The organism is Streptomyces sp. ISL-100 (assembly GCF_018614615.1).
Taxonomy (GTDB): Bacteria; Actinomycetota; Actinomycetes; order Streptomycetales; family Streptomycetaceae; genus Streptomyces.
In genome coordinates this window covers 12,896-31,701 of the sequence record NZ_JAGGOK010000070.1, presented here as the reverse complement: position 1 = coordinate 31,701, position 18,806 = coordinate 12,896, and the positions used below count along the sequence as shown (strand labels likewise).

The following is an 18,806-nucleotide window of genomic DNA, read 5'->3' as shown; positions in this document are numbered from 1 at the left end:
AGACGCGGTCGGCGACGTGATGGAGCCGGGCTTACTTCTGCGCCATCGCCTCGATAAGGCTCTTGGGGCGCATATCGGTCCAGGACTTCTCGATGAAGTCGAGGCATTCCTGGCGCCCCGCCTTCCCGAAGATGGTCTCCCAGCCCTCGGGTACCTCTACGAAGACAGGCCAAAGGGAGTGCTGGCCCTCGTCGTTGACCAGGACCATGTACTCGGCATCGGGGTCGTCGAAGGGATTCGTCACCACGTCGTCCTTTCATTGGGTTCATGATGTGGATCACGTCGGTGGCGGGCAGTCACCGGGGCTGTGTCACCTGCCCCATTTCCGTACTCAGTGGCCGCCTCGTACGTCGCTCGGCCCCCCGCCGAGATCCACTATGGCCCCAGCCTCGGTGAGCGCGTCAACAGCGGCCCGCGGCTTCGGACTCCACTCGTTCGCAATCGCCCGTTCAACTGCGCCGATGCATCAGTTGCACGGGCGGCCGCCGGCTGGGAACGAGCTGGTTCACTCCGTGTGCTGCCCTTGATCAGCGTGCTTGCACGGTGCCATGGTGGGGCGCCGGGAGCCATGGCGTGAACCGGGCGGGCCGGAACCCACCCCGGATGCCACGGATGCCACGGGGCCAAAAGAGCCGGGGGCCATCGCCCAGTGCCGCGCGCACGCTGCCGTCTGCCACCCCTGGACCGCTCCCTCTACGACGACCAGGAGGCCCTCTTGCCCGCAACGACCACCGACGAGGGCGTGTCATGCCCTTCGTGAAGACCAACGGGATCCGGCTCTCCTACCAGCGCTCGGGCCGGGGAGAGCCCGTACTCCTCATCATGGGCTCGGGAGCGGCAGGCCATGTCTGGACCATGCACCAGACGCCGGCGCTGCATCGCGCCGGCTACGAGACGATCGTCTTCGACAACCGGGGCATCGCGCCCTCGGACGTGCCTCCGGGGAACTACGCGCTCGCCGACATGGTCGCCGACACCACAGGACTGATCGAGGCGCTGGGCCTCGGCCCATGCCGCATCATCGGGACGTCCATGGGCGCCATGATCGCCCAGGAACTGGCGATCGGCCGGCCGGACCTGGTGCGTTCCATGGTCCTCATGGCCACCAGAGCCCGATCGGACGCGACCCGCAAGGCGCTGTTGACAGCGGAACGGACACTGCGGGACAGCGGCATCCGCCTGCCGGCCAACTATCAGGCCGCCAGGACAGTCCTCGAAATGCTGTCTCCGGCAACGCTGAACGACGAAGCCGCCGTGTCCGGATGGCTGGACATATTCGAACTCACCGACAACGGAAACACCGCTGACGGGCAGGCCGCGGTCGACACCATGGGAGACCGGCGCGAAGCCCTGCGCAGGATCACCGTGCCCTGCCGCGCCATCGCCTTCACCGACGATCTGATCTGCCCGCCCCACCTGGTCGCCGAAGTAGCGGACGCCATTCCCGACTGCGACTACGAGGAGATTCCCGACTGCGGCCACCTCGGGAACCTGGAACGCCCCGAGAAGGTCAACGCCGCGATCATCGAATTCCTCGACAAATACTGACGGCCATCACGACCGCGAGGCAGGAATCTATGGCGACGAAGGGCGGCCCCGCGACGGGCCGGGCGGGGCGACGTTTCAAGGACGAATCGATCACCCGCCAGCGCGTGAAGCCGGGCACCGTGCGGAGAATTCTTCCGTACGCCCTCCGGTACCGATGGCCGATGGCCCTCCTGATGCTGGCCACGATCGCTCAGGCGGTCATCACGGCCGCAGGTCCACTGATCCTCAAGGCGATCATCGACGACGGGATCCTGGAGCGGCGGACCGCGGTTGTGGTGTGGCTGTGCGTGCTCGTGGCCGGGCTGGCACTGGTCGAGGCCGGGGCGATGTACGTCAATGCCTGGTGCTCCGGCCGGATCGGCGAGGGCCTGGTGTACGACCTGCGCACCAAGGTGTTCGAGCATGTCCAGAGGCAGCCGCTGGCGTTCTTCACCCGCGCTCAGACCGGCTCACTGGTCAGCAGGCTCAACACCGATGTCGTGGGGGCCCGGCAGGCCGTGACGACGCTGCTGTCCCAGTCGGTGTCCGTCGTACTCACCCTGATTCTCGTGCTCGCGGCGATGTTCTACCTCTCCTGGCAGATCACCCTCGCAGCACTGGTGATGATCCCGTGCTTCCTTCTGCCGGCCCGGCTGATCGCGGGCAGACTGCAGCGGCTCACCCGGGAACGGATGCAGCTGGACGCCGATATGAGCTCAATGATGAACGAGCGGTTCAACGTCTCGGGGGCGATGCTCGCCAAGCTCTACGGCCGCTCCCAGGACGAGGCGGGACTGTTCGCGGGCAAAGCGAGCAAGGTCCGCGACATCTCCGTCATGTCAGTGGTCTACGGAAACGTACTGGGCATCGTCGTCACCGTGCTCACCGCGCTCACCACGGCTCTGGTCTACGGCCTGGGCGGAGCCCTGACCATCTCCGGGGCGCTCGAGCTCGGCACCCTGGTGGCCATGGTCACTCTGCTCATGCGGCTTTACGGGCCGGTCAACCAGCTGTCGACGATGCAGGCGACCGCGATGACGGCCCTGGTCAGTTTCGACCGGGTATTCGAGATACTGGATCTGAAGCCGCACATCGCTGAGCGGTCCGGCGCCAGTTCGCTGACCGAAGTCCGGTCGCGGGAGGCAGCGGGTGGCAGTGACGGTGACGCGCCGGACCTGGAGTTCGACCGGGTCAGCTTCCGCTACCCCAGCGCCGAGGACGTCTCCCTCGCCTCACTGGAGTCCATCGCGTTTCGCCGGCCCGAGCGGACCGACAACGCGTGGACGCTCAAGGAGCTGAGCTTCCGCGTCCCGGCCGGCAAGCTGACCGCACTGGTCGGGCCGTCGGGCGCGGGCAAGACCACGATCACCCAGCTCGTGCCCCGCCTCTACGACCCGAATGAGGGGGCGGTCCGGATCGGCGGCCACGACACGCGGGACCTGACGCTGCAGTCCCTGCGGGACACGGTCGGCGTTGTCACGCAGGACGCGCACCTCTTCCACGACACCTTGCGGGCCAACCTTGAGTACGCCCGGACCGATGCGAGCGAGCACGAACTGATCGAGGCGTGTGAGGCAGCGCTGATCTGGGACACGATCCGCGCCCTCCCCGACGGCCTCGACACCGTGGTCGGGGACCGCGGCTACCGGCTGTCCGGTGGCGAGAAGCAGCGGATCGCCCTGGCCAGGCTGCTGCTCAAGGCACCGCCGGTCGTCGTCCTCGACGAGGCCACCGCACACCTTGACTCGGAGTCGGAAGCGGCCATCCAGCGGGCGCTCACCACGGCACTGGCCGGACGTACCTCGCTGGTGATCGCACACCGGCTGTCCACCATCCGCGAGGCCGACCAGATACTGGTCGTGGAGGCCGGCCGGATCGGTGAGCGTGGAACCCACGACGAACTGCTGGAGGCGGGCGGCCTCTACGCCCACCTCTACCGCACTCAGTTCGCCAAGCAGGCTCCGTCGAAGGAGATCGGTCTCAGCCCCGAACCTCACTGACGGGGCCTACGTTCGCTCCGGCACCGCGGTCGAGTTCGAGGTGGAGGACGGGGACCGAGGGCTGAAGGCGTCGTCCGTCCGGCTCGCCGAGGGCGCGGACGGCACGCCGCTGACGCCACCGAGGCCCGCTCCGGCGGCCTCTGCGGCCGCCGTGCCCCGGCAGGTGGACAGTGACGACTCCCTGTGTGATGTGCTCGGCGCCGCAGAGTTCATCGGTGAGGTGACCGAGGTCCTGCTCCAGGCAGCGCCCTCGCTCACCGGTGAGCAGATCCTGCAGATCCGCGGCGGGCTCGCGGGGTTCGCCAAGAGTCGTGGCTGGACCGAGAGCTGACAGACAGCGCCCGGTGGAGCGGTCCGAGGAGTGACAGCCGCCGCCCCGTTGCTACTCCTCGCACCGCGTGGCCACCGGGACGTGCTCGGGCGTCAGAAGGTGTGTCAAATGGCGTGCCGACGCGTCCCAGGACCAGGATTCCATGGCCCACCGACGGGCCGCGGCACCCATGTCGGCGCGGTCGGGATCGAGCAGTATCCGGGTGAGCGCGTCGGCTGTCGCGGCGGGGTCGGTGCCGTCCACGACCCGGCCCGTACGGCCGTCGAGCACGGTGTCCGGGGCGCCACCCGACCTGCCGACGACAACCGGCAGGCCGCTCGCCGCTGCCTCCAGGAAGACGATCCCGAGCCCTTCCGCCTCCAGACCGGCCTTCCGCGACCGGCACGGCATGGCGAACACATCCGCCGCGGCGTAATAGGGCGGTGTCTCGACGTGCGACAGGCCGCCCACGAACCGCACGGAGCCCTCGGCGTGACGCCGGGCCAGCTTGCGCAGCCGGGCTTCGTTGGGGCCCTGACCGACCACCAGCAGCACCGCGTCGGGAACCTCTTGCTGGACCAGGGGCATGGCGCGGATCAGCGTGTCCTGCCCTTTGCGCGGGACCAGCCTGGACACCGAGAGGATCACGCGCTTGCCGTCGAGGCCCAGTTCGGCCCGCAGACGGGCGACGGCTCCCTCGTCCGCTCCCGGCCGGTACACCTCGGCGTCGACACCGGGCACCAGGCGGCTCATCCGCGCACGCGGACCGAGCGCGGGCTCTATCCGGGCGCGCGTGTACTGGCCGAGGTAGGTGACGACGTCGACGCCACTGCCTATCCGGCGCATCAGCTGACGCGCACCGGGTGTCCTGGCCCACCAGATCTCGTGACCGTGGGTGGTCGCCACCATGCGGCGTACGCCACTGCGGCGCAGGGCCGGCGCCATCAGTGCCAGTGGCGCGGCGGCCCCGAACCAGACCCGGTCGCATCCGTGGGCCCTGGCTATCTCGATGGCCTTGCGGGTGACCCGGGCGGTCGGCAGCAGCATGCCGCTGGAGTCCCGTACGACAGGGAACGGCAGTGTCGCGTCGTAGGCGGTGTCACCGGGCTCGCGCGAGGTGTAGACAACGACGTCGTCGTCCGGCATCCGCGTGGCCATCGCGTGCACGAACGTCTCGATCCCGCCCTGACGGGGCGGGAAGTCGTTGGTTATGACAAGAGTGGAACCCATGGGGGTGTCAGTTCCTTCAGCTGGATGGAATCGGCCGGGCTGTGAAGAGGTAGTTGCGGCAGTCGTCAGTGACGTCCGCCACGCGCTCCCAACCACGGTTCCGCCAGCGGTACATGTCGTATTCGAGCTCGTTCAGCCGGCGAACGAGGTCGGTCGACTTCTCGTCGTACTTCGCGAGGTGGCGGTCCTCGATCTCCAGCAGGAGAGTGGGCCGGTGGCGCAGCAGGGTGCTCTGAGCACCCGACAGAACGGCTGCCTCCGCCCCTTCGACATCGGCCTTGATGAAATCGACCCTGTCCAGCCCCATGCGACGGCACAGGCCGTCCACTGTCCGTACCGGGGTGTCCACCGGGCTGGAACTGGGGAATTCGACGTTGGGGCCGGGCCCCGAAGTGCCCTCGGTGAGATAGGCGCGCCCGTGTACGGGAAGCAGTCGGCGCCGGGGCAGACTCATCGTGCCCCGGTACTCCCGCTCGCCGAGGGCCGTTCGGTGCACGGTGACGTTGTCGCAGCCGAGCACCGTGGCCGCGGTGCTGAGCCACTTCGCGGGGCCGTGCAGCGGTTCGACACTGTGCACCGCTCCGGACGGTCCGGCCAGCGTGGACAGGACCCAGGTGTAGAGGCCGTATTCGGCGCCGATGTCGAGGCAGACGGCGCCCGGGCGTACGAACGGCCGCAGGCCCGCCACCTCGTCCTCCACGAAAGGCCATCGTTGCGACCCCCAGCGCAGTGCGAGCGCCACCGACGTCACACGCAGCCCCGCATACCTGCGACCGGCGGACGCAGGACGTATCAGCCCCTGTGGGGGTAACTCGTAGCTCATCGCTGACCTTTCACCTTTCAACGGCGACCAGCGCCGAAGATCGAGGTTACGTGTGACCGTGTTCAATCACATCAGCCGCTGAGCTTGGATCCGGCTCACCCTCCAAGGTGATGCCACTGCCCCATCTCCTCCCCGGGATGTACAACTCTGGGGTCATCCAGATGCGTACATGGCACCGGAAATGTGTGCACAGGCGTGGGGATGGACGCCCTGTGCGTGCTCGGAGAAAATCAAATGCTGGGCGCAGATGGCTCGTTCGACCGCTGCCGCCGCCGACGCCCCTTCTCCCCACGAGACACGGAGATCTCTATGTCCGAGCAGCTCACGGGCCTCCTCGCCCGCCTGGATGCCGGCCCCTGCCCCGACGCCGCGTCCTGGATCAGCGAACACCGCACCCGGATCCGGGACTCGGTGGCGGCCCACGGTGCCGTCCTCGTGCGCGGCCTGCCGATCGGTGACCGCGCCGCGGCCGTCGCCGCCGTGCGTGCGGTCATCGTGGACGGCATGGCCGAGCGCGAGGCGTTCGCGCCGCGCGACAGTTACGGCGGCGGTGTGTACTCGTCGTCGCACTGGCCCGCCGACCAGCCCATGTGCATGCACCACGAGCTGAGTTACGTCACCGAGGTCCCCCGACTGCTCGCGTTCGCCTGTGTCACGCCGCCAGTGGCCGGAGGCGTCACTGCCGTCGCGGACGCGCGCGCCGTCCTGCGCGATCTGCCGGCGGATCTCGTTGAACGCTTCGAGCGGCACGGCTGGCGTCTGACCCGGAGTTACAACCCGCTGGTCGGCACCGCCTGGCAGAACGCCTTCGGCACCAAGGACCGCTCGGAGGTGGAGCGTTACTGCGAGAACAATGGCCTGGAGGCATCCTGGCAGGGGGACGACGGCCTGGTCACCACGCAGACCCGCGCCGCCGTCGTGGCACATCCTGACTCCGGTGACCGCTGCTGGTTCAACCAGATCGCGTTCCTCAACGAATGGACGATGGACCCCGAGGTGCGGGAGTTCCTCACTCACGAGTTCGGCTCCGAATGCCTTCCGTTCAACACCTTCTTCGGTGACGGTTCGCCCCTCGACCGGAAGACCGTCGACCACATCAACGAGGTGTACGAGCGGCACACGGTGCGCGAACCGTGGCAGCGCGGCGACCTCCTGGTCGTCGACAACATCCGTACGGCGCACAGCCGCGAGCCCTACCGGGGCGCGCGGGAGATCGTCGTGGGCCTGGGCGAACCGCTGCGCCTCTGAGCTTTCGAGCCGTACGCGAGAGGTGGCGCATCCCGGTGCCGGGTGCGCCACCTCTCGTACGAGAAAGGGTTTGGCCTCAGTCGAAGCTGAGTGTGCGGTAGACCGTGACGTTGCCGGCGAGCTCCTGGCATGCCTGCGCCGCGGCCGCCAGCTGGCTGGGGCAGTCCGGGAGCCTGGTGTCCAGAAGGACGCCGAGGGTGGTGCCGCTGTGTCCCACGACCACGCCGAGACCACCGACCGATTCGCAGATGGCGGTCATGGCCTGCAACGACCATTTGTGGCGCAGGGTTTGGTTCATCCAGGCGCTGGCCGTCGCGACCCTGCCGACCTCGGCCAGGTCGCGGCGGCGCACCGCGTGGGTGATGCGGTCGAGCAGGCGCGCGTATTCCCGCTTGTCGTCGACGGTGAACGGCTTGGGGATGTTGTTGAACTTCACCGTGTCGACCTCGCCGCCCTCGTCGACACTGACCACCGCCATCGAGGGCAGTGAGCCCAGACAGGCCCGCAGTCGGACGCTGCGGTGGTGGTACGCGACAACCGACGGGTACAGCACGCCGTCGGTCGGCTCGATCTGGGCGAGGTAGGACTCGATACGGCGCGCCGGCATGGGCTCGTCCAGAGCGTTGGCCACCGCCCGGGCCGTGGCCACCAGGTCGGCGGACGAGCTGGCGAGGCCCTTGCCTTCGGGCAGCATGCTGTCGATCTTCAGGGCGCCTCCCGCCGGCCGCCCCACGTCCTGAAGAATCATGGAAGTGAGCCGCAGAGCCTTCTTTTTGTGGGGTGGCCAGACCAGCAACTCGCTGCTTTCCGGGTGGACTTCGAAGCGCGCCATGGCCCAGCGGGCGACGGGCAGCGTCACCAGGAAGTTGCCGTCGTCCTCGGGCAGCACCCCCTGGAGCAGCTCCCCGAACGTACCGAAAGCCGCACTGACCCCGGTGGCGGCCACGCGTCGGTAGTCCGGCCGTGCAGCGAGTGTCCGGAACATGGTCACGTGGCCTGCCTAGTCCTGTCGCTTCGGCCGCGGGCAAGCGGCCCGCACCAGGTCCGCGGTGTCCGCCGGCCGCGTACTGACGAAATAATGACCGCCCTGCTCCAGCTCGTGGACGGTGACCCGGTCGGACACGGCCTTCCAGTCTCCGTATCCCTCACCGAACCGCTCTGTGGAGGCGTCGTCCCGTGCGAGGACGACGTCGACCGGGGACTCGACCCGGTGGGGCGCGGCGTCCTCGTGAATCCGCAGGAGGTGAGTGTTCGACGTGAGGACGTCGTGCCGGTACGCGCGTCCCACCACGTCGGCGCGCTCCGGCTTGAGGGCGTCGAGTTCGACGTAGGCGTTGTCGGCGCGCAGCCGGCCGAGCAGGGCGTTGTTGTCGGCGTCGGACACCTCGGCCATCTCCGCGCGCAGGGTCTCGGTGTCGTCCAGCAGGAGGGCGCCGATGAACACACGTTCCGCGGGGGTTTTGGCCTCCTCCAGGAGTCGGGCCGTCTCCAGGGCGGCCGCGGCGCCGGCGCAGTGGCCCCACAGCAGGACGGGCGTGGAGATAACCTCGGCGATCTCGTCGCGCACCCGGCGGGCGACGGCGGGTACGTCCTCCATGGCCTCGGTGTCGTCGACGAAGTCGTGCCCGGGCAGTTCCACGCCGAGTACGGCGATGCCGTCGCGCGCCAGCTCCGCCGCCAGCGAGCGGAAGTTGACGGCGTTGCCGCCCGCGTAGGGGAAGCAGACGAGCGTGTGGTGCGGGGTGCGTACGGAGGACAGCGGCTGGAGCAGCCCGGCCGCCGCGTCCTGTGCCTCGCCGCGGCCACGCTCGTCGAGCGCGGCCGCGAGGTCGGCGAGGACCGGATGGGCGACCAGGTCCTTGAGTGAGAGAGCCCGGTCGAGGCGGACCAGGAGGCGCACCGCGGCGAGGGAGGTGCCGCCGAGCTCGAAGAAGCTGTCGGCCCGCCCGATCCGTTCGAGGGGTACGCCGAGGACCTCCGCCCAGAGCATGGCGAGCCGCCGCTCGGAGTCGGTGATGGGCGCGGCGTAGGTGGCGCCTCCGTGGCCCAGCGTGCCCGCGAGACGTGCCAGGCCCTTCTTGTCGACCTTGAGGTTCTCGGTGAGCGGGAGGCGCTCCAGCTGGTGGAAGTAGGTGGGCATCATGTAGTCGGGAACGAGCGCCGCGAGGAAGTCGCGGACCTGCTCGGCGGGGACCGTGCCGGCGCTGCTGAAGAACGCTACGAGGTTGCGCTGTTCCCCGGTGGCGCCGTCGATGACGACCGCGGCCTCCCGGATGCCCTCCATGGACAGGAGCTTGTTCTCGATCTCGCCGATCTCGATGCGGAATCCGCGGATCTTGACCTGCTCGTCGCGGCGCCCCCGGTACTCGATGCGGCCCTCGGGCAGCCAGCGCCCGTAGTCGCCCGTACGGTACATCCGGGTGTCCGCCCGGAACGGGTCGGCCACGAACGCCTCGCGGGTGCGCTCCTCGTCGTTGATGTAGCCGCGGCCCACGCACACTCCGGAGAAGGCGATTTCGCCGACCGAGCCGAGCGGTACGAGATCCAGGTTCTCGTCCAGGATGTACGTGTTGACGTTGCGCAGGGAGCGTCCGACCGTCACGAAGTCACGCTCGGGCACGGCATCGAGGATCTCGTGCATGGTGTCGTCGGACACCTCGGTCGCACCGTAGGCATTGGACAGCTTGATGCCCGGGAAAGCGGCGAACCAGCGCTGCACGAGCTCGTACTTGAGTGCCTCACCGGTCACCGACACGATCCGCAGCACGCCGAGGTCGCGGGGGTGCTGCTCCAGGTGCGTGAGCATGACTTCCAGGTACGAGGGGACGATCTGAGCCACCGTGACACGCCCGTCGACGATCTCGTCGATGAAGCCGGCGACGTCCAGGAGCGCGTCCGTGTCGACGATCCGGACGGTGCCGCCCACCAGGAGCGGTGCGGCGAACTGCCACAGGGAGATGTCGAAGCACTGGGAGGCGGTCTGCGTGACGACCTCGTCGGGCCCTTCCCCCATCCCCAGGTCCTCGATCTTCATGTAGAGGTGGTTGAGGAAACCCACGTGCTCGCACAGGGCGCCCTTGGGGGCGCCGGTGGAGCCCGAGGTGAAGTAGATGTACGCCGCCTGCCCCGGAGCCACCGCCACGGCGGGCGGCACGGCGGGGCCGCCCGCGGCATGGATCGCCGGGACGGACAGGACGACGGGCGGCGCGGTGACCGCGGCGCGTGCGTCCTCGACGAGCTTGTCGCTGCCCGGTTCGGTGAGCGCGAACGCACAGCCGCTCCGGTCGAACTGGGCGGCGACGCGGTCGGCGGGGAAGTCGGGGCGCACCGGGAGGTAGACACCGCCCGCCTTGAAGACGCCGATCGCGGCTGCGATCCAGTCGAGGGTGCGGTCCATGACGACGGCGACCACGTCCTCGGTGCCCGCGCCCGCGGCGAGGAGCGCGTGCGCGACGCGGTTGGCGCGCGCGTCGAGTTCCGCGTACGTCCACCGCTGTGCGCCGTGCCGGGCGGCTATGGCGTCGGGGGCGGTGCGGACCCGCTCCTGGAACAGGTCGACGAAGGTCTGGTCCGGCAGTGCGGCCCGGGGCCCGGCGAGCCCGTAGAGCTGCGTGTCGACCTCCGCCTCGGACAGCAGGCTCTGCCGGTCGTGCCGCTCCCCCGGACCGGCCACGAGGAGGCGCAGCGCCGTGAGGTGGTATCCGGCGAGCCGCTCGGCGTACGTCGCGTCGAGCGCGCCCCGGTCGTACAGGACGCGCAGCGCCAGCCCGTCGCCCTCGCGTTCCCAGGCGACACGCAGTACGACGCCGTCGCCCGGCAAGTCGCCCGGCGAATCGCCCGGGGCGTCGGCGTCCGCAGCGAGCCGCGCCAGGTCGAGCACCACTTCGGGACGGGATTCGGCGTGGTGCCCGGTGGCCGCGGCCTCGGCGGCGGCGCCGACCAGGCCGGCCCAGGTGGAGTCGGCGACGTACAGCCGCAGCGGGGATTCGCTCCGGCCCGGCTGCGGTACGTAGCCGAAGAGGAGGTCACGTTCGGAGGCGACGCTCGCCAGGACGCGCGCGTGCGCGGCGATCAGCAGGGCGGGCAGCGTGGTGGCGAGTTCGGTGGCGGTACGCTCCAGCTCACCCGTGAGGTCCGGGGAGAGCACCGTGCGGTGCAGGCCGGCGCCCTGCTCGCCGCCGGACGGCGCGGTCCACCGGGGGATCCCCGTAAACGCCTGCTTCTTCGTGTCGTCATTCATTGGCGCCCGACTCCTTGTCCAGTCCGTGCGTGCGTGCGTGCGATGTGTCGGGGATACGCGGTTCCTCCGGCGTCGCCGGGTTCTCCAGGCGGACGCTGATGAGCCGTGTGGCGGCCTCGGCCCGCCGCACCGCCCGGTCCGCGTCGGGGCCGGTGGCGACCACGCAGCCCAGGCGGTCCTGGAACGAGTGCGTGATGCGGACGGTCCGGCCCGCGGCCGTGCCGGCCGTCGCGGCCACGACTCCGGGGGCCGCCGCGGCGGCCTGCACCCCGTCGACGGCCGCGATCCGGCCCTCCTTCTCCGCCCGGACAAAGCGAACGGCGGCGTGTCCGGCGCCGGACGCGGCGGGCGCGGGGGTCTGGCCGGCCGCCCGTGCGATGACCGCGTCGACGAGGTCGACGCCGGTGGCGGCGCGTACGGCGACGGGGATCATGCCGCCCGCGAGGCGCGGGTTGACCTCGATGACGACGGGGCCGTCGGCGGACATGCGCAGTTCGGTGTGGGCGGCGCCCCAGCCGAGGCCGAGCGCGGACAGGGCCCTCAGCGCGGTGTCACCGAGCGCGGCGGCGGTCGCGTGCGGCACGGGCGCGGGTACGTCGTGCCCGGTCTCCACGAAGTACGGCTGCGGTCCGAGGTGTTTGGCGACGACGGCGACGACGGCGCCGTCGAACGTCTCGACCGAGAACTCCGGCCCGGTGACGGCCGCTTCGACCAGGATCCGCGTCGGCAGGGGGTTTCCACGCTCGTCGGTCGCCCGGCCGAGCAGTTCGCCCGCCCACGACCGGGTTTCGTCCGGGTCGCGGCACAGCCGTACGCCGACGGAACCGGACCCGCTCACGGGTTTGAGCACGACGGGATGGCCGATCGCGTCGGCTGCCCGTACCGCCTTCTCCACGTCGTCGACGGCCACGAACGCGGGCACCGGCACCCCGCCGGTTTCCAGTGCCAGGCGCTGGGCTTCCTTGTCGCGGCAGCGGGCGACGGCGTCACCGTCAGCGGCCGGCAGTGCGAGCTTCGCGGCCGCGTGGGCGGCCGCCGACACGAAGTACTCGGAGCTCGACACGACTCCGGCGAGGCCTCCGTCGGCGACGAGCGCGGCGCAGGCGTCGAGGACGGCCGACAGGTCGCCGGTGTCCAGCACCCGGGTGGCGACGCCGTCCTGGGAGACGTACGGATAACGGCCCGGGTCCCGTGTCAGCAGCACGGGGCGAAACCCGCGCGCCCGCGCGGCGGCGCAGAACTCCCGCCCGGTGCCAGTGGTGTTGCTTTCGAGAAACGCCAACCAGGGCCTGCCGGGCCCTGTCCCGCTCGCCTCTGTGCGTGTTGCCCCGCTCACGCGGTGCCTCCAGTTCCGTGTTGTGCCACGACGGCGTCGACCGCCGCGTCCAGCTCCCGGCCCGCTTCGCGTACGCGGGTCCGGTGGGCGGTGAGCCAGTCGCTGTGGGCGGCGAGAGCCTGTCGCAGGACGCTCACCACCCTGTCGCACTCGCCGGGGCCCCCACCCCGGTTGTGGGCGGCGACCACGTCGCGCAGGGAGGGGAGTTCGGCGCCCATGTCCGTCAGCACACCGTCCGGCAGCGTGATTTTGGTCAGTTCGGTGTCCCCGGCCTCGACGGCCTCCCGGACGGCGGCGCCCACGACATGGTGCGCGGTACGGAACGGCACGCCCTGGGCGACCAGCCGGTTGGCGATCACCGTCGCGGTCACGAAGCTTTCCCTCGCGCGCTGTTCCATGCGCGCGGCGTCCGGCCGGGCCCCGGTGACGAGGACCTGTGCGAGCAGCACGGAGTCGTGTACGGCGGCGAACGCGGGCCAGGCCACGGCGACCGCTTCCGTGCCGACCTCGATGGAGTTCGTGAAAGGCGTCGACTTCATGGCGGACGCCGACGCCGTCCAGGCGCCGACGGCGACCGCGGCCTTCCCCTTGACGTGTTCGAGCAGGAAGGCGTTGCGCTTCTGCGGCATGGCCGAGCTGCCGCCGACGAGCCGCTCGGGGAACTCGATGAAGCCGAACTCCTGGGTGCTCCACAGCTGGAGGTCGGTGGCGAGGCGGCTGAGGGTCAGTCCGGCCGAGGCGACCGCCGCGAGCGCGCGCAGCACGGTGTCGCGAGCGGCCACCGCGTCGGTGGCGTGCAGCGGCGGCTCGGTGAAGCCCAGCAGGGCGGCGGTGCGCGCCGGTTCGATGGGCAGGTCGGTGCCCGCCACGGCGCCCGCGCCCAGCGGACAGCGACGCAGCTCGTCGACGGCGTGCCGCAGGGCGGCGATGTCGCGGTCGAGCGCGGTCGCGAGGCCGGCGAGGTAGTAGCCGTAGCCAATGGGCATCGCGGGCTGGAAGTGGGTGTAGACGGGCATGACGACGTCGCGGTGAACCCGGGCGCGGGACAGCAGCGCGGCCTGGAGGCGCAGGAGGTCGCCCAGCAGGTCGGTCAGCTCGCCGCGCAGCCTGATCGACGTGATGGTCGCCTTGATGTCGTTGCGGGAGCGCCCGGTGTGCAGCTTTCCGCCGATGTCCGTTCCCAGTTCGGCCACCAGGTGGCCCTCGTACATGAGGTAGAGGCCACGGGGCGCGTCGAGGCCGTACAGCTCCCGGAAGCCGTTCGCGCGCAGGCTTTTGATCTGTGCGAGGAGTGCGGCGGCCGCGGGCGCGGGGAGCAGCCCGGCCTCGGTCAGCATCACGACGTGCGCGAGGTCGACGGTGCTGGTGAGCTCCAGCTCGCGGCGGATCTCGTCGGGGCCGGGTTCGCCGTAGACGACGCGGCGGGTGCGCGGGCCCAGGATGCGGGTGAGCCGCCCGGTGCCCGTCATCACAGGGTCCGCTCGGCGGAAGAGGTGGAGAAGCGGGGCACGGTGCCCCGTACCTCGTCGTAGGAGCGGCGGCCCCAGGCGAGGCGGGTCCAGCTGTCGTCGGCCTGATCGGGTCCGTCGACGGTCACGGGCTCGACCGGCTTGCCGGCTTCCGCGAGCAGATGACCGTTGTCGGCGAGCCACGCGTCGTCGTACACCGTTGCCTGGTAGCGGTAGCCCTCGTCGGGGAGCATGACGACGCACTGCTGGTCGGGGTGGCGCTCCGCCCACCACCGGGCGACCAGGTACGCGGCGCCGCTCGTGGGCCCCTGGAAGAGGGCATGCCGGGCGTGCAGGTCGCGGGCCTGGGCGTAGGCCTCGCCGGCCGAGCACCAGTGGACCTCGTCGAAGACGCTGTGGTCGAGGTTGGCGGGCCACAGGCTGTTGCCGATGCCGCGCAGCGGGCGCTCACCGTCGGGCTGGCCGAACAGGACGCTGCGGTGACTGTCGACGCCGATGGCAAGGGTGTGGTCACTACGCTCGCGAAGGCCGCGCACAGTGCCGCACATGGAGCCGCCGGAACCGACCGGGCCGACGACGCAGTCGACCGTGCCGAGGGCCTGGGAGAGTTGCTCCGCGACCACTGAGTACGAGCGCGGGTTGTCGGGGTTGCTGTACTGCTCGGGGCAGAAGGTGTCGGGCAGCTCGGCTCGGATCTCGGCGAGCCTGCGCAGCCGCGCCTCCTGGAATCCGCCGACCGGAGCGGGCTCCGGGCAGATCTCGACCTTGGCGCCGAGGTCGGTCAGTCGCCGGTACAGGTTCGCGTCGATGGCAGGATCGCTGACGAGGATGAGCTCGCGTTTCAGCAGCGCCGCCTGCATCGCCAGGGCCAGCCCGAAGGTACCGGACGTCGTCTCCACGATCACGGTGCCGGGGCCCAGCTCACCGCGCTCATCGGCGCGCTGGAGGATGTAGGTGGCGGGCAGCAGCTTCATCAGGGTGAAGGCCGCACCGTACAGGTTGGGGCCGAGGCGGATCAGGCGCGGCATCATCTGCGCCTCGGTGATCGAGTGGTACGTCCGAGTGGTCACCGGCATGGTGGAGCTCCTGGGGTTCGGGGCGGACAACAACACGTCAGAACGTGATCACCCCTCACCCGCGGCTCTGACGAAACGCGCGAGCCGTGCGATGCCTTCCGCGATCTGCTCGTGTGTCAGGTAGCTGACGGACAGCCGGAGGGTGTGCTCTCCGCCGCCCTGGGGGTAGAAGTACGACATCGGCGTCCAGATGACTCCGAACTCCTCCGCGGAACGCACCAGCGCGGCATTGTCCGCGCGAAAGGGAACACTGAGCGCCAGGAAGAATCCTCCGGCGGGCTTGTTCCACTTGACGCCGAGCGCTGCCCGCTCGTCCTCGGGGAAGCACTCCTCGAGCTGCTGAAGCGTTACGCGCATCGCGTCGCCGTAGTACGCGGCCGTCCTGGTGTTGAGTTGCGCGGTCCCGCCGTTGGCGGAGAGGAGCATGCCCGCCACGACGGCCTGGCTCACCGGTGAGGTGTTCACCGTCACCATGCTCTTGATCCTGGTGAGTTCGTCCGCCAGCAGTCCGGTTCGGCCCGCGCTGTCCACGACGAGCTGGTCCGCGACGGCGAAACCCACCCGGGCGCCCGGAAAGAGCGTCTTGGAGAGCGACCCCAGGTGAACGACTCTGCGCTCACGGTCGAGGGACTTGAGGGTCGGCAGCTGCTTCCCCGGGCTGACCATCCGGTAGGGGCTGTCTTCCAGGATCAGAATGTCCTGACGGGCGGCCAGGTCGAGAAGCTCCCGGCGCGCTTCCAGGGACATGGTGGTGCCGGAGGGGTTGGAGTGGTCGGGAACGACGTAGAAGGCCCGGGGCCGGCGTCCTCGCGCGCGCTCGGCAAGGATCGCCGCCTCGAGATCGGCACAACGGAATCCGCCTTCGCCCTCCTCGACAGCGGTCGGTACGACGTCGAGCAGGCGGGCCGCGCCGGTGATGCCCACATAGCAGGGGCTGGAGACCAGCAGCACGTCCTCGGGCCCCGAGATGAGCGCCCGTACCGCGAGGAACATCGCCTCCTGACAGCCGACCGTGACCACGATGGATTCCGCGGGTACGTCGATGCCCTCGTCCAGGCGCAGCGAGTCGGCGATCAGTTCGCGGATCTGGCCACTGGTCGGGCCGTACTGGAAGAGCGCGGAGCGGATCTGGCCGGGTGAGTCCCCGCCCTCGGCGAGGTGGTCCACGTAGCGGCGGAGGTACGTGAAGATCTGCTCGGTCTCGAAGAAGCCGTCGTACGGGCGGCCGGGCGCGAACGAGATCGCCTCGGGGTAGCGGTGGGTGATCTCGTTGAGGAAGTTCATCGTGTCGAGCACCGGGTCGCGGACGCTGCCGTGCAGGTCCTGCTTCCGCAGCCCACCATCGTCCGCGGCCGCCGGCCTCGGGACCGTACGGGCAGGCACCATGGGTGCGGGCGCCGTGCCGGACATCCGCGCGCCACCCGGCTGGGCCTGCACCAGTCCGGGCCCCGCGTCGGCGACGGAACGGGTGCCGGTGAGCGTCATGGCCTCTGTCAGTTCGTCGGTGAGGATGCCCAGAACACGCTCCACCCCCTCCTCCCTGCCGGCGGCCAGCCCGTGCAGCACAGGGCGTCCGAGGAGCACCGCGTCCGCGCCCAGGGCCAGGGATGCCAGTACGTCTGCCCCGCGGCGTATCCCGCCGTCGAGGAGCACCGGGCAGGCCCCCGCGACCGCTCCGGCGATCTCCGGCAGCACCTCGAGCGTCGCCGGGGCGCCGTCCAGCTGTCGGCCGCCGTGGTTCGACACCACGATGCCGTCGGCACCCCCGTCGATCGCCTGCCGGGCGTCGGTGGCGGTGAGAATGCCCTTGAGCAGTACGGGCATCGAGCTGGCAGAGCGCAGCCACTCGATCACGGACCAGTCGAGGGAAGAATCGAATTCGGCGAGGGCATGACCGCTGGGTGAGGAGAAGCCGGTGCCGCTGAGGTTGGCCGGCCCGGTCCCCGGCGGCAGCCGGAAGTCGTTGCGCAGGTCGCGCAACCGGCGGCCGAGCCGGGGTGCGTCCACCGTGAGAACCAGTGCCTCGAAGCCGGCCCGCTCGGCGCGTTCGACGAGCTGCCGCGTCGTGGAGCGGTCGCGAAAGCAGTACACCTGGAGCCAGAGGGGGCCGGCGGCGGCTGCGGCGATGTCCTCGAACGTACGGCTGGCGAAGGTGCTCACGACGAGCGGGACACCACCGGCCGCTCCCGCGCCGCGTGCCGTCGCGACCTCGCCCTCCGGGTCAGCCAACGTGTGATAGGCCATCGGCGCGACGGCGAGCGGCGCCGCCCAGGTCCGTCCGAGAATCTCGGTCTTGGTGTCGGGCACGCCCAGGCCGGTAAGCACCCGCGGGCGGATCCTCGTCCGGTCGAAGACCTCCAGGTTGGCCGCGAGGGTCCGCTCCTCCCCCGCGCCTCCTTCGAGGAAGTCCCAGACGGCGGGATCCATGCCCCGCCGCGCCTCGGCCGCGTAGTCGGCAAGGGTGATCGGGCTCCCGGCGGTGGTGGAGCCTGCGTCGCTCATCCGGCGGTCAGCCGGTCGCGCTCCACCGCTTCGTACAGGGCCCGGATGTTGGCACTGCCGAATCCCCGGGAGCCCTCGCGCTGGATGAGCTCGAAGAAGAGAGTGTTGCGCTGATACGGGGAGCGGCTGAACAGCTGCAGGAGGTGGCCCCACTCGTCGCGGTCGGCCAGTACCTGCGCGTCCCTCAGCGCCGCGATCTGCTGCCCGGTCTCAGGGATCCGCTCGGCGAGCAGGTCGTAGTACGAGTCCGGGGTGCTGAGGAACTCCACACCGCGGTCCCGGAATTCGTGAACGGCCGGAACGATGTCCTCGACCAGGAACGCGAGGTGCTGCACTCCCTGGCCGCCGTTGCGCTCCAGGAAGGCGTCGAGCTGTCCCGGCTCCTTCCCGGGATCCGGTGCGACCAGGGTGAATATGACGCGTTCGGACGCGCTGCGCACGACGACCGAGTCCATCGCCTGGCCCCCGACGGCGACGTACTCCGAGGAGAAGCGGGAGAAACCGAAGGCGTCGCGATAGAAATCGGCGTAACGCTCGAGGCTGCCCCCTTCGAGGCAGATCGCTACGTGATCGAGGAGCTGGATCCGCTCCGCCGGCCGGGCGGGCGGCTGCGGGGTGTCGACCCAGCTACGGCCCTTGGGCAGTCGGCTCGCGGGGCTCTCGACCAGGGGGAGCAGGGTGTGGGAGACGTCGCCGAACCCCGACACGACCGGGTTGCCCTGCACGGAGTCGGCCACCTTGGCGCCGGCTGCCACCGCCGCCTCGCAGGTCGCCGTCACGTCGTCGCACGTCATCGCGATATCGGCGATGCCATCCCCGTGGTCATCCAGGAACTTCCAGATACCCCGGCCCGAGGTGACGACCACTTGCACCTCGCCCTGACGAAGCAGCACCGAACTTCTGTCGACCTCCACGGAGTCCGCGACCGGTGTGAAGCCCATGGCCGAGACAAAGTAGTTGACAGTGGACACTTTGTCTTTCGTGTACAACTCAGCGTACGCAATGTCGTGCACAGCCATGGAAGTACCTCCTGAAGGGGCTGGTC

14 protein-coding genes are annotated in these 18,806 nt (G+C 70.1%); 4 read left to right on the top strand and 10 right to left on the bottom strand.

Annotated features, from left to right (window positions below):
• Nucleotides 1-31: 31 nt before the first annotated feature.
• Complete coding sequence (locus tag J7E89_RS30035; protein WP_308315645.1) at nucleotides 32-244, bottom strand: MbtH family protein; 213 nt, start codon at nucleotides 242-244, stop codon at nucleotides 32-34.
• Nucleotides 245-747: 503 nt separating this feature from the next.
• On the opposite strand from J7E89_RS30035, the gene J7E89_RS30030 reads away from it, so the two are divergent.
• From J7E89_RS30030 to J7E89_RS30020, 3 genes are read left to right on the top strand one after another with little or no spacing between them, the layout of a single operon-like run.
• Nucleotides 748-1,548, top strand: a complete 801-nt coding sequence (locus tag J7E89_RS30030) for an alpha/beta fold hydrolase (RefSeq protein WP_214977617.1) — start codon at nucleotides 748-750, stop codon at nucleotides 1,546-1,548.
• A gap of 29 nt (nucleotides 1,549-1,577) precedes the next feature.
• The gene (locus tag J7E89_RS30025) at nucleotides 1,578-3,527 is read left to right on the top strand and encodes an ABC transporter ATP-binding protein (protein ID WP_214977616.1); all 1,950 of its coding nucleotides are present in this window, start codon (nucleotides 1,578-1,580) and stop codon (nucleotides 3,525-3,527) included.
• 40 nt (nucleotides 3,528-3,567) lie between these two features.
• Complete coding sequence (locus tag J7E89_RS30020; RefSeq protein WP_214977615.1) at nucleotides 3,568-3,858, top strand: cold-shock protein; 291 nt, start codon at nucleotides 3,568-3,570, stop codon at nucleotides 3,856-3,858.
• Between the two features lie 51 nt (nucleotides 3,859-3,909).
• Here J7E89_RS30020 and J7E89_RS30015 read toward each other — a convergent pair whose 3' ends face one another.
• The gene (locus J7E89_RS30015; RefSeq protein WP_214977614.1) at nucleotides 3,910-5,067 is read right to left on the bottom strand and encodes a glycosyltransferase family 4 protein; all 1,158 of its coding nucleotides are present in this window, start codon (nucleotides 5,065-5,067) and stop codon (nucleotides 3,910-3,912) included.
• Between the two features lie 16 nt (nucleotides 5,068-5,083).
• A complete protein-coding gene (locus tag J7E89_RS30010; RefSeq protein WP_308315644.1) occupies nucleotides 5,084-5,767 on the bottom strand; it encodes an FkbM family methyltransferase in 684 nt (227 codons plus the stop codon).
• A 432-nt stretch (nucleotides 5,768-6,199) separates the two neighbouring features.
• Between J7E89_RS30010 and J7E89_RS30005 the strand changes: the two genes are divergently transcribed.
• On the top strand, nucleotides 6,200-7,138 hold the full coding sequence (locus J7E89_RS30005) for a TauD/TfdA family dioxygenase (RefSeq protein ID WP_214977613.1): 939 nt from the start codon (nucleotides 6,200-6,202) through the stop codon (nucleotides 7,136-7,138).
• A 76-nt stretch (nucleotides 7,139-7,214) separates the two neighbouring features.
• On the opposite strand, the gene J7E89_RS30000 is transcribed toward J7E89_RS30005, so the two are convergent.
• Genes J7E89_RS30000 through hppD form a run of 7 tightly spaced genes read right to left on the bottom strand, consistent with a single transcriptional unit; the run spans nucleotide 7,215 to nucleotide 18,780 of the window.
• Nucleotides 7,215-8,084, bottom strand: a complete 870-nt coding sequence (locus J7E89_RS30000; protein ID WP_308315643.1) for a kinase — start codon at nucleotides 8,082-8,084, stop codon at nucleotides 7,215-7,217.
• A 54-nt stretch (nucleotides 8,085-8,138) separates the two neighbouring features.
• Nucleotides 8,139-11,378: an amino acid adenylation domain-containing protein gene (locus J7E89_RS29995; protein WP_214977612.1), complete on the bottom strand. Its 3,240-nt coding sequence runs from the start codon at nucleotides 11,376-11,378 to the stop codon at nucleotides 8,139-8,141.
• Nucleotides 11,371-12,714 carry an ATP-grasp domain-containing protein gene (locus tag J7E89_RS29990; RefSeq protein WP_214977611.1) on the bottom strand — a complete coding sequence of 448 codons (1,344 nt, stop codon included), beginning with the start codon at nucleotides 12,712-12,714 and terminating at the stop codon, nucleotides 11,371-11,373. The genes J7E89_RS29995 and J7E89_RS29990 overlap by 8 nt, the downstream gene beginning before the upstream one ends.
• On the bottom strand, nucleotides 12,711-14,183 hold the full coding sequence (gene argH, locus J7E89_RS29985; RefSeq protein WP_214977610.1) for an argininosuccinate lyase: 1,473 nt from the start codon (nucleotides 14,181-14,183) through the stop codon (nucleotides 12,711-12,713). Before argH ends, J7E89_RS29990 begins: the two co-directional genes overlap by 4 nt.
• The gene (locus J7E89_RS29980) at nucleotides 14,183-15,259 is read right to left on the bottom strand and encodes a pyridoxal-phosphate dependent enzyme (protein WP_251061289.1); all 1,077 of its coding nucleotides are present in this window, start codon (nucleotides 15,257-15,259) and stop codon (nucleotides 14,183-14,185) included. Before J7E89_RS29980 ends, argH begins: the two co-directional genes overlap by 1 nt.
• Before the next feature lie 48 nt (nucleotides 15,260-15,307).
• Entirely contained in the window at nucleotides 15,308-17,761 is a 2,454-nt protein-coding gene (locus tag J7E89_RS29975) for an aminotransferase class I/II-fold pyridoxal phosphate-dependent enzyme (RefSeq protein ID WP_214977609.1), read from the bottom strand.
• Nucleotides 17,758-18,780, bottom strand: coding sequence for a 4-hydroxyphenylpyruvate dioxygenase (hppD, locus tag J7E89_RS29970; protein ID WP_214977608.1), 1,023 nt, complete (start codon nucleotides 18,778-18,780; stop codon nucleotides 17,758-17,760). Before hppD ends, J7E89_RS29975 begins: the two co-directional genes overlap by 4 nt.
• Between the last annotated feature and the right edge of the window lie 26 nt (nucleotides 18,781-18,806).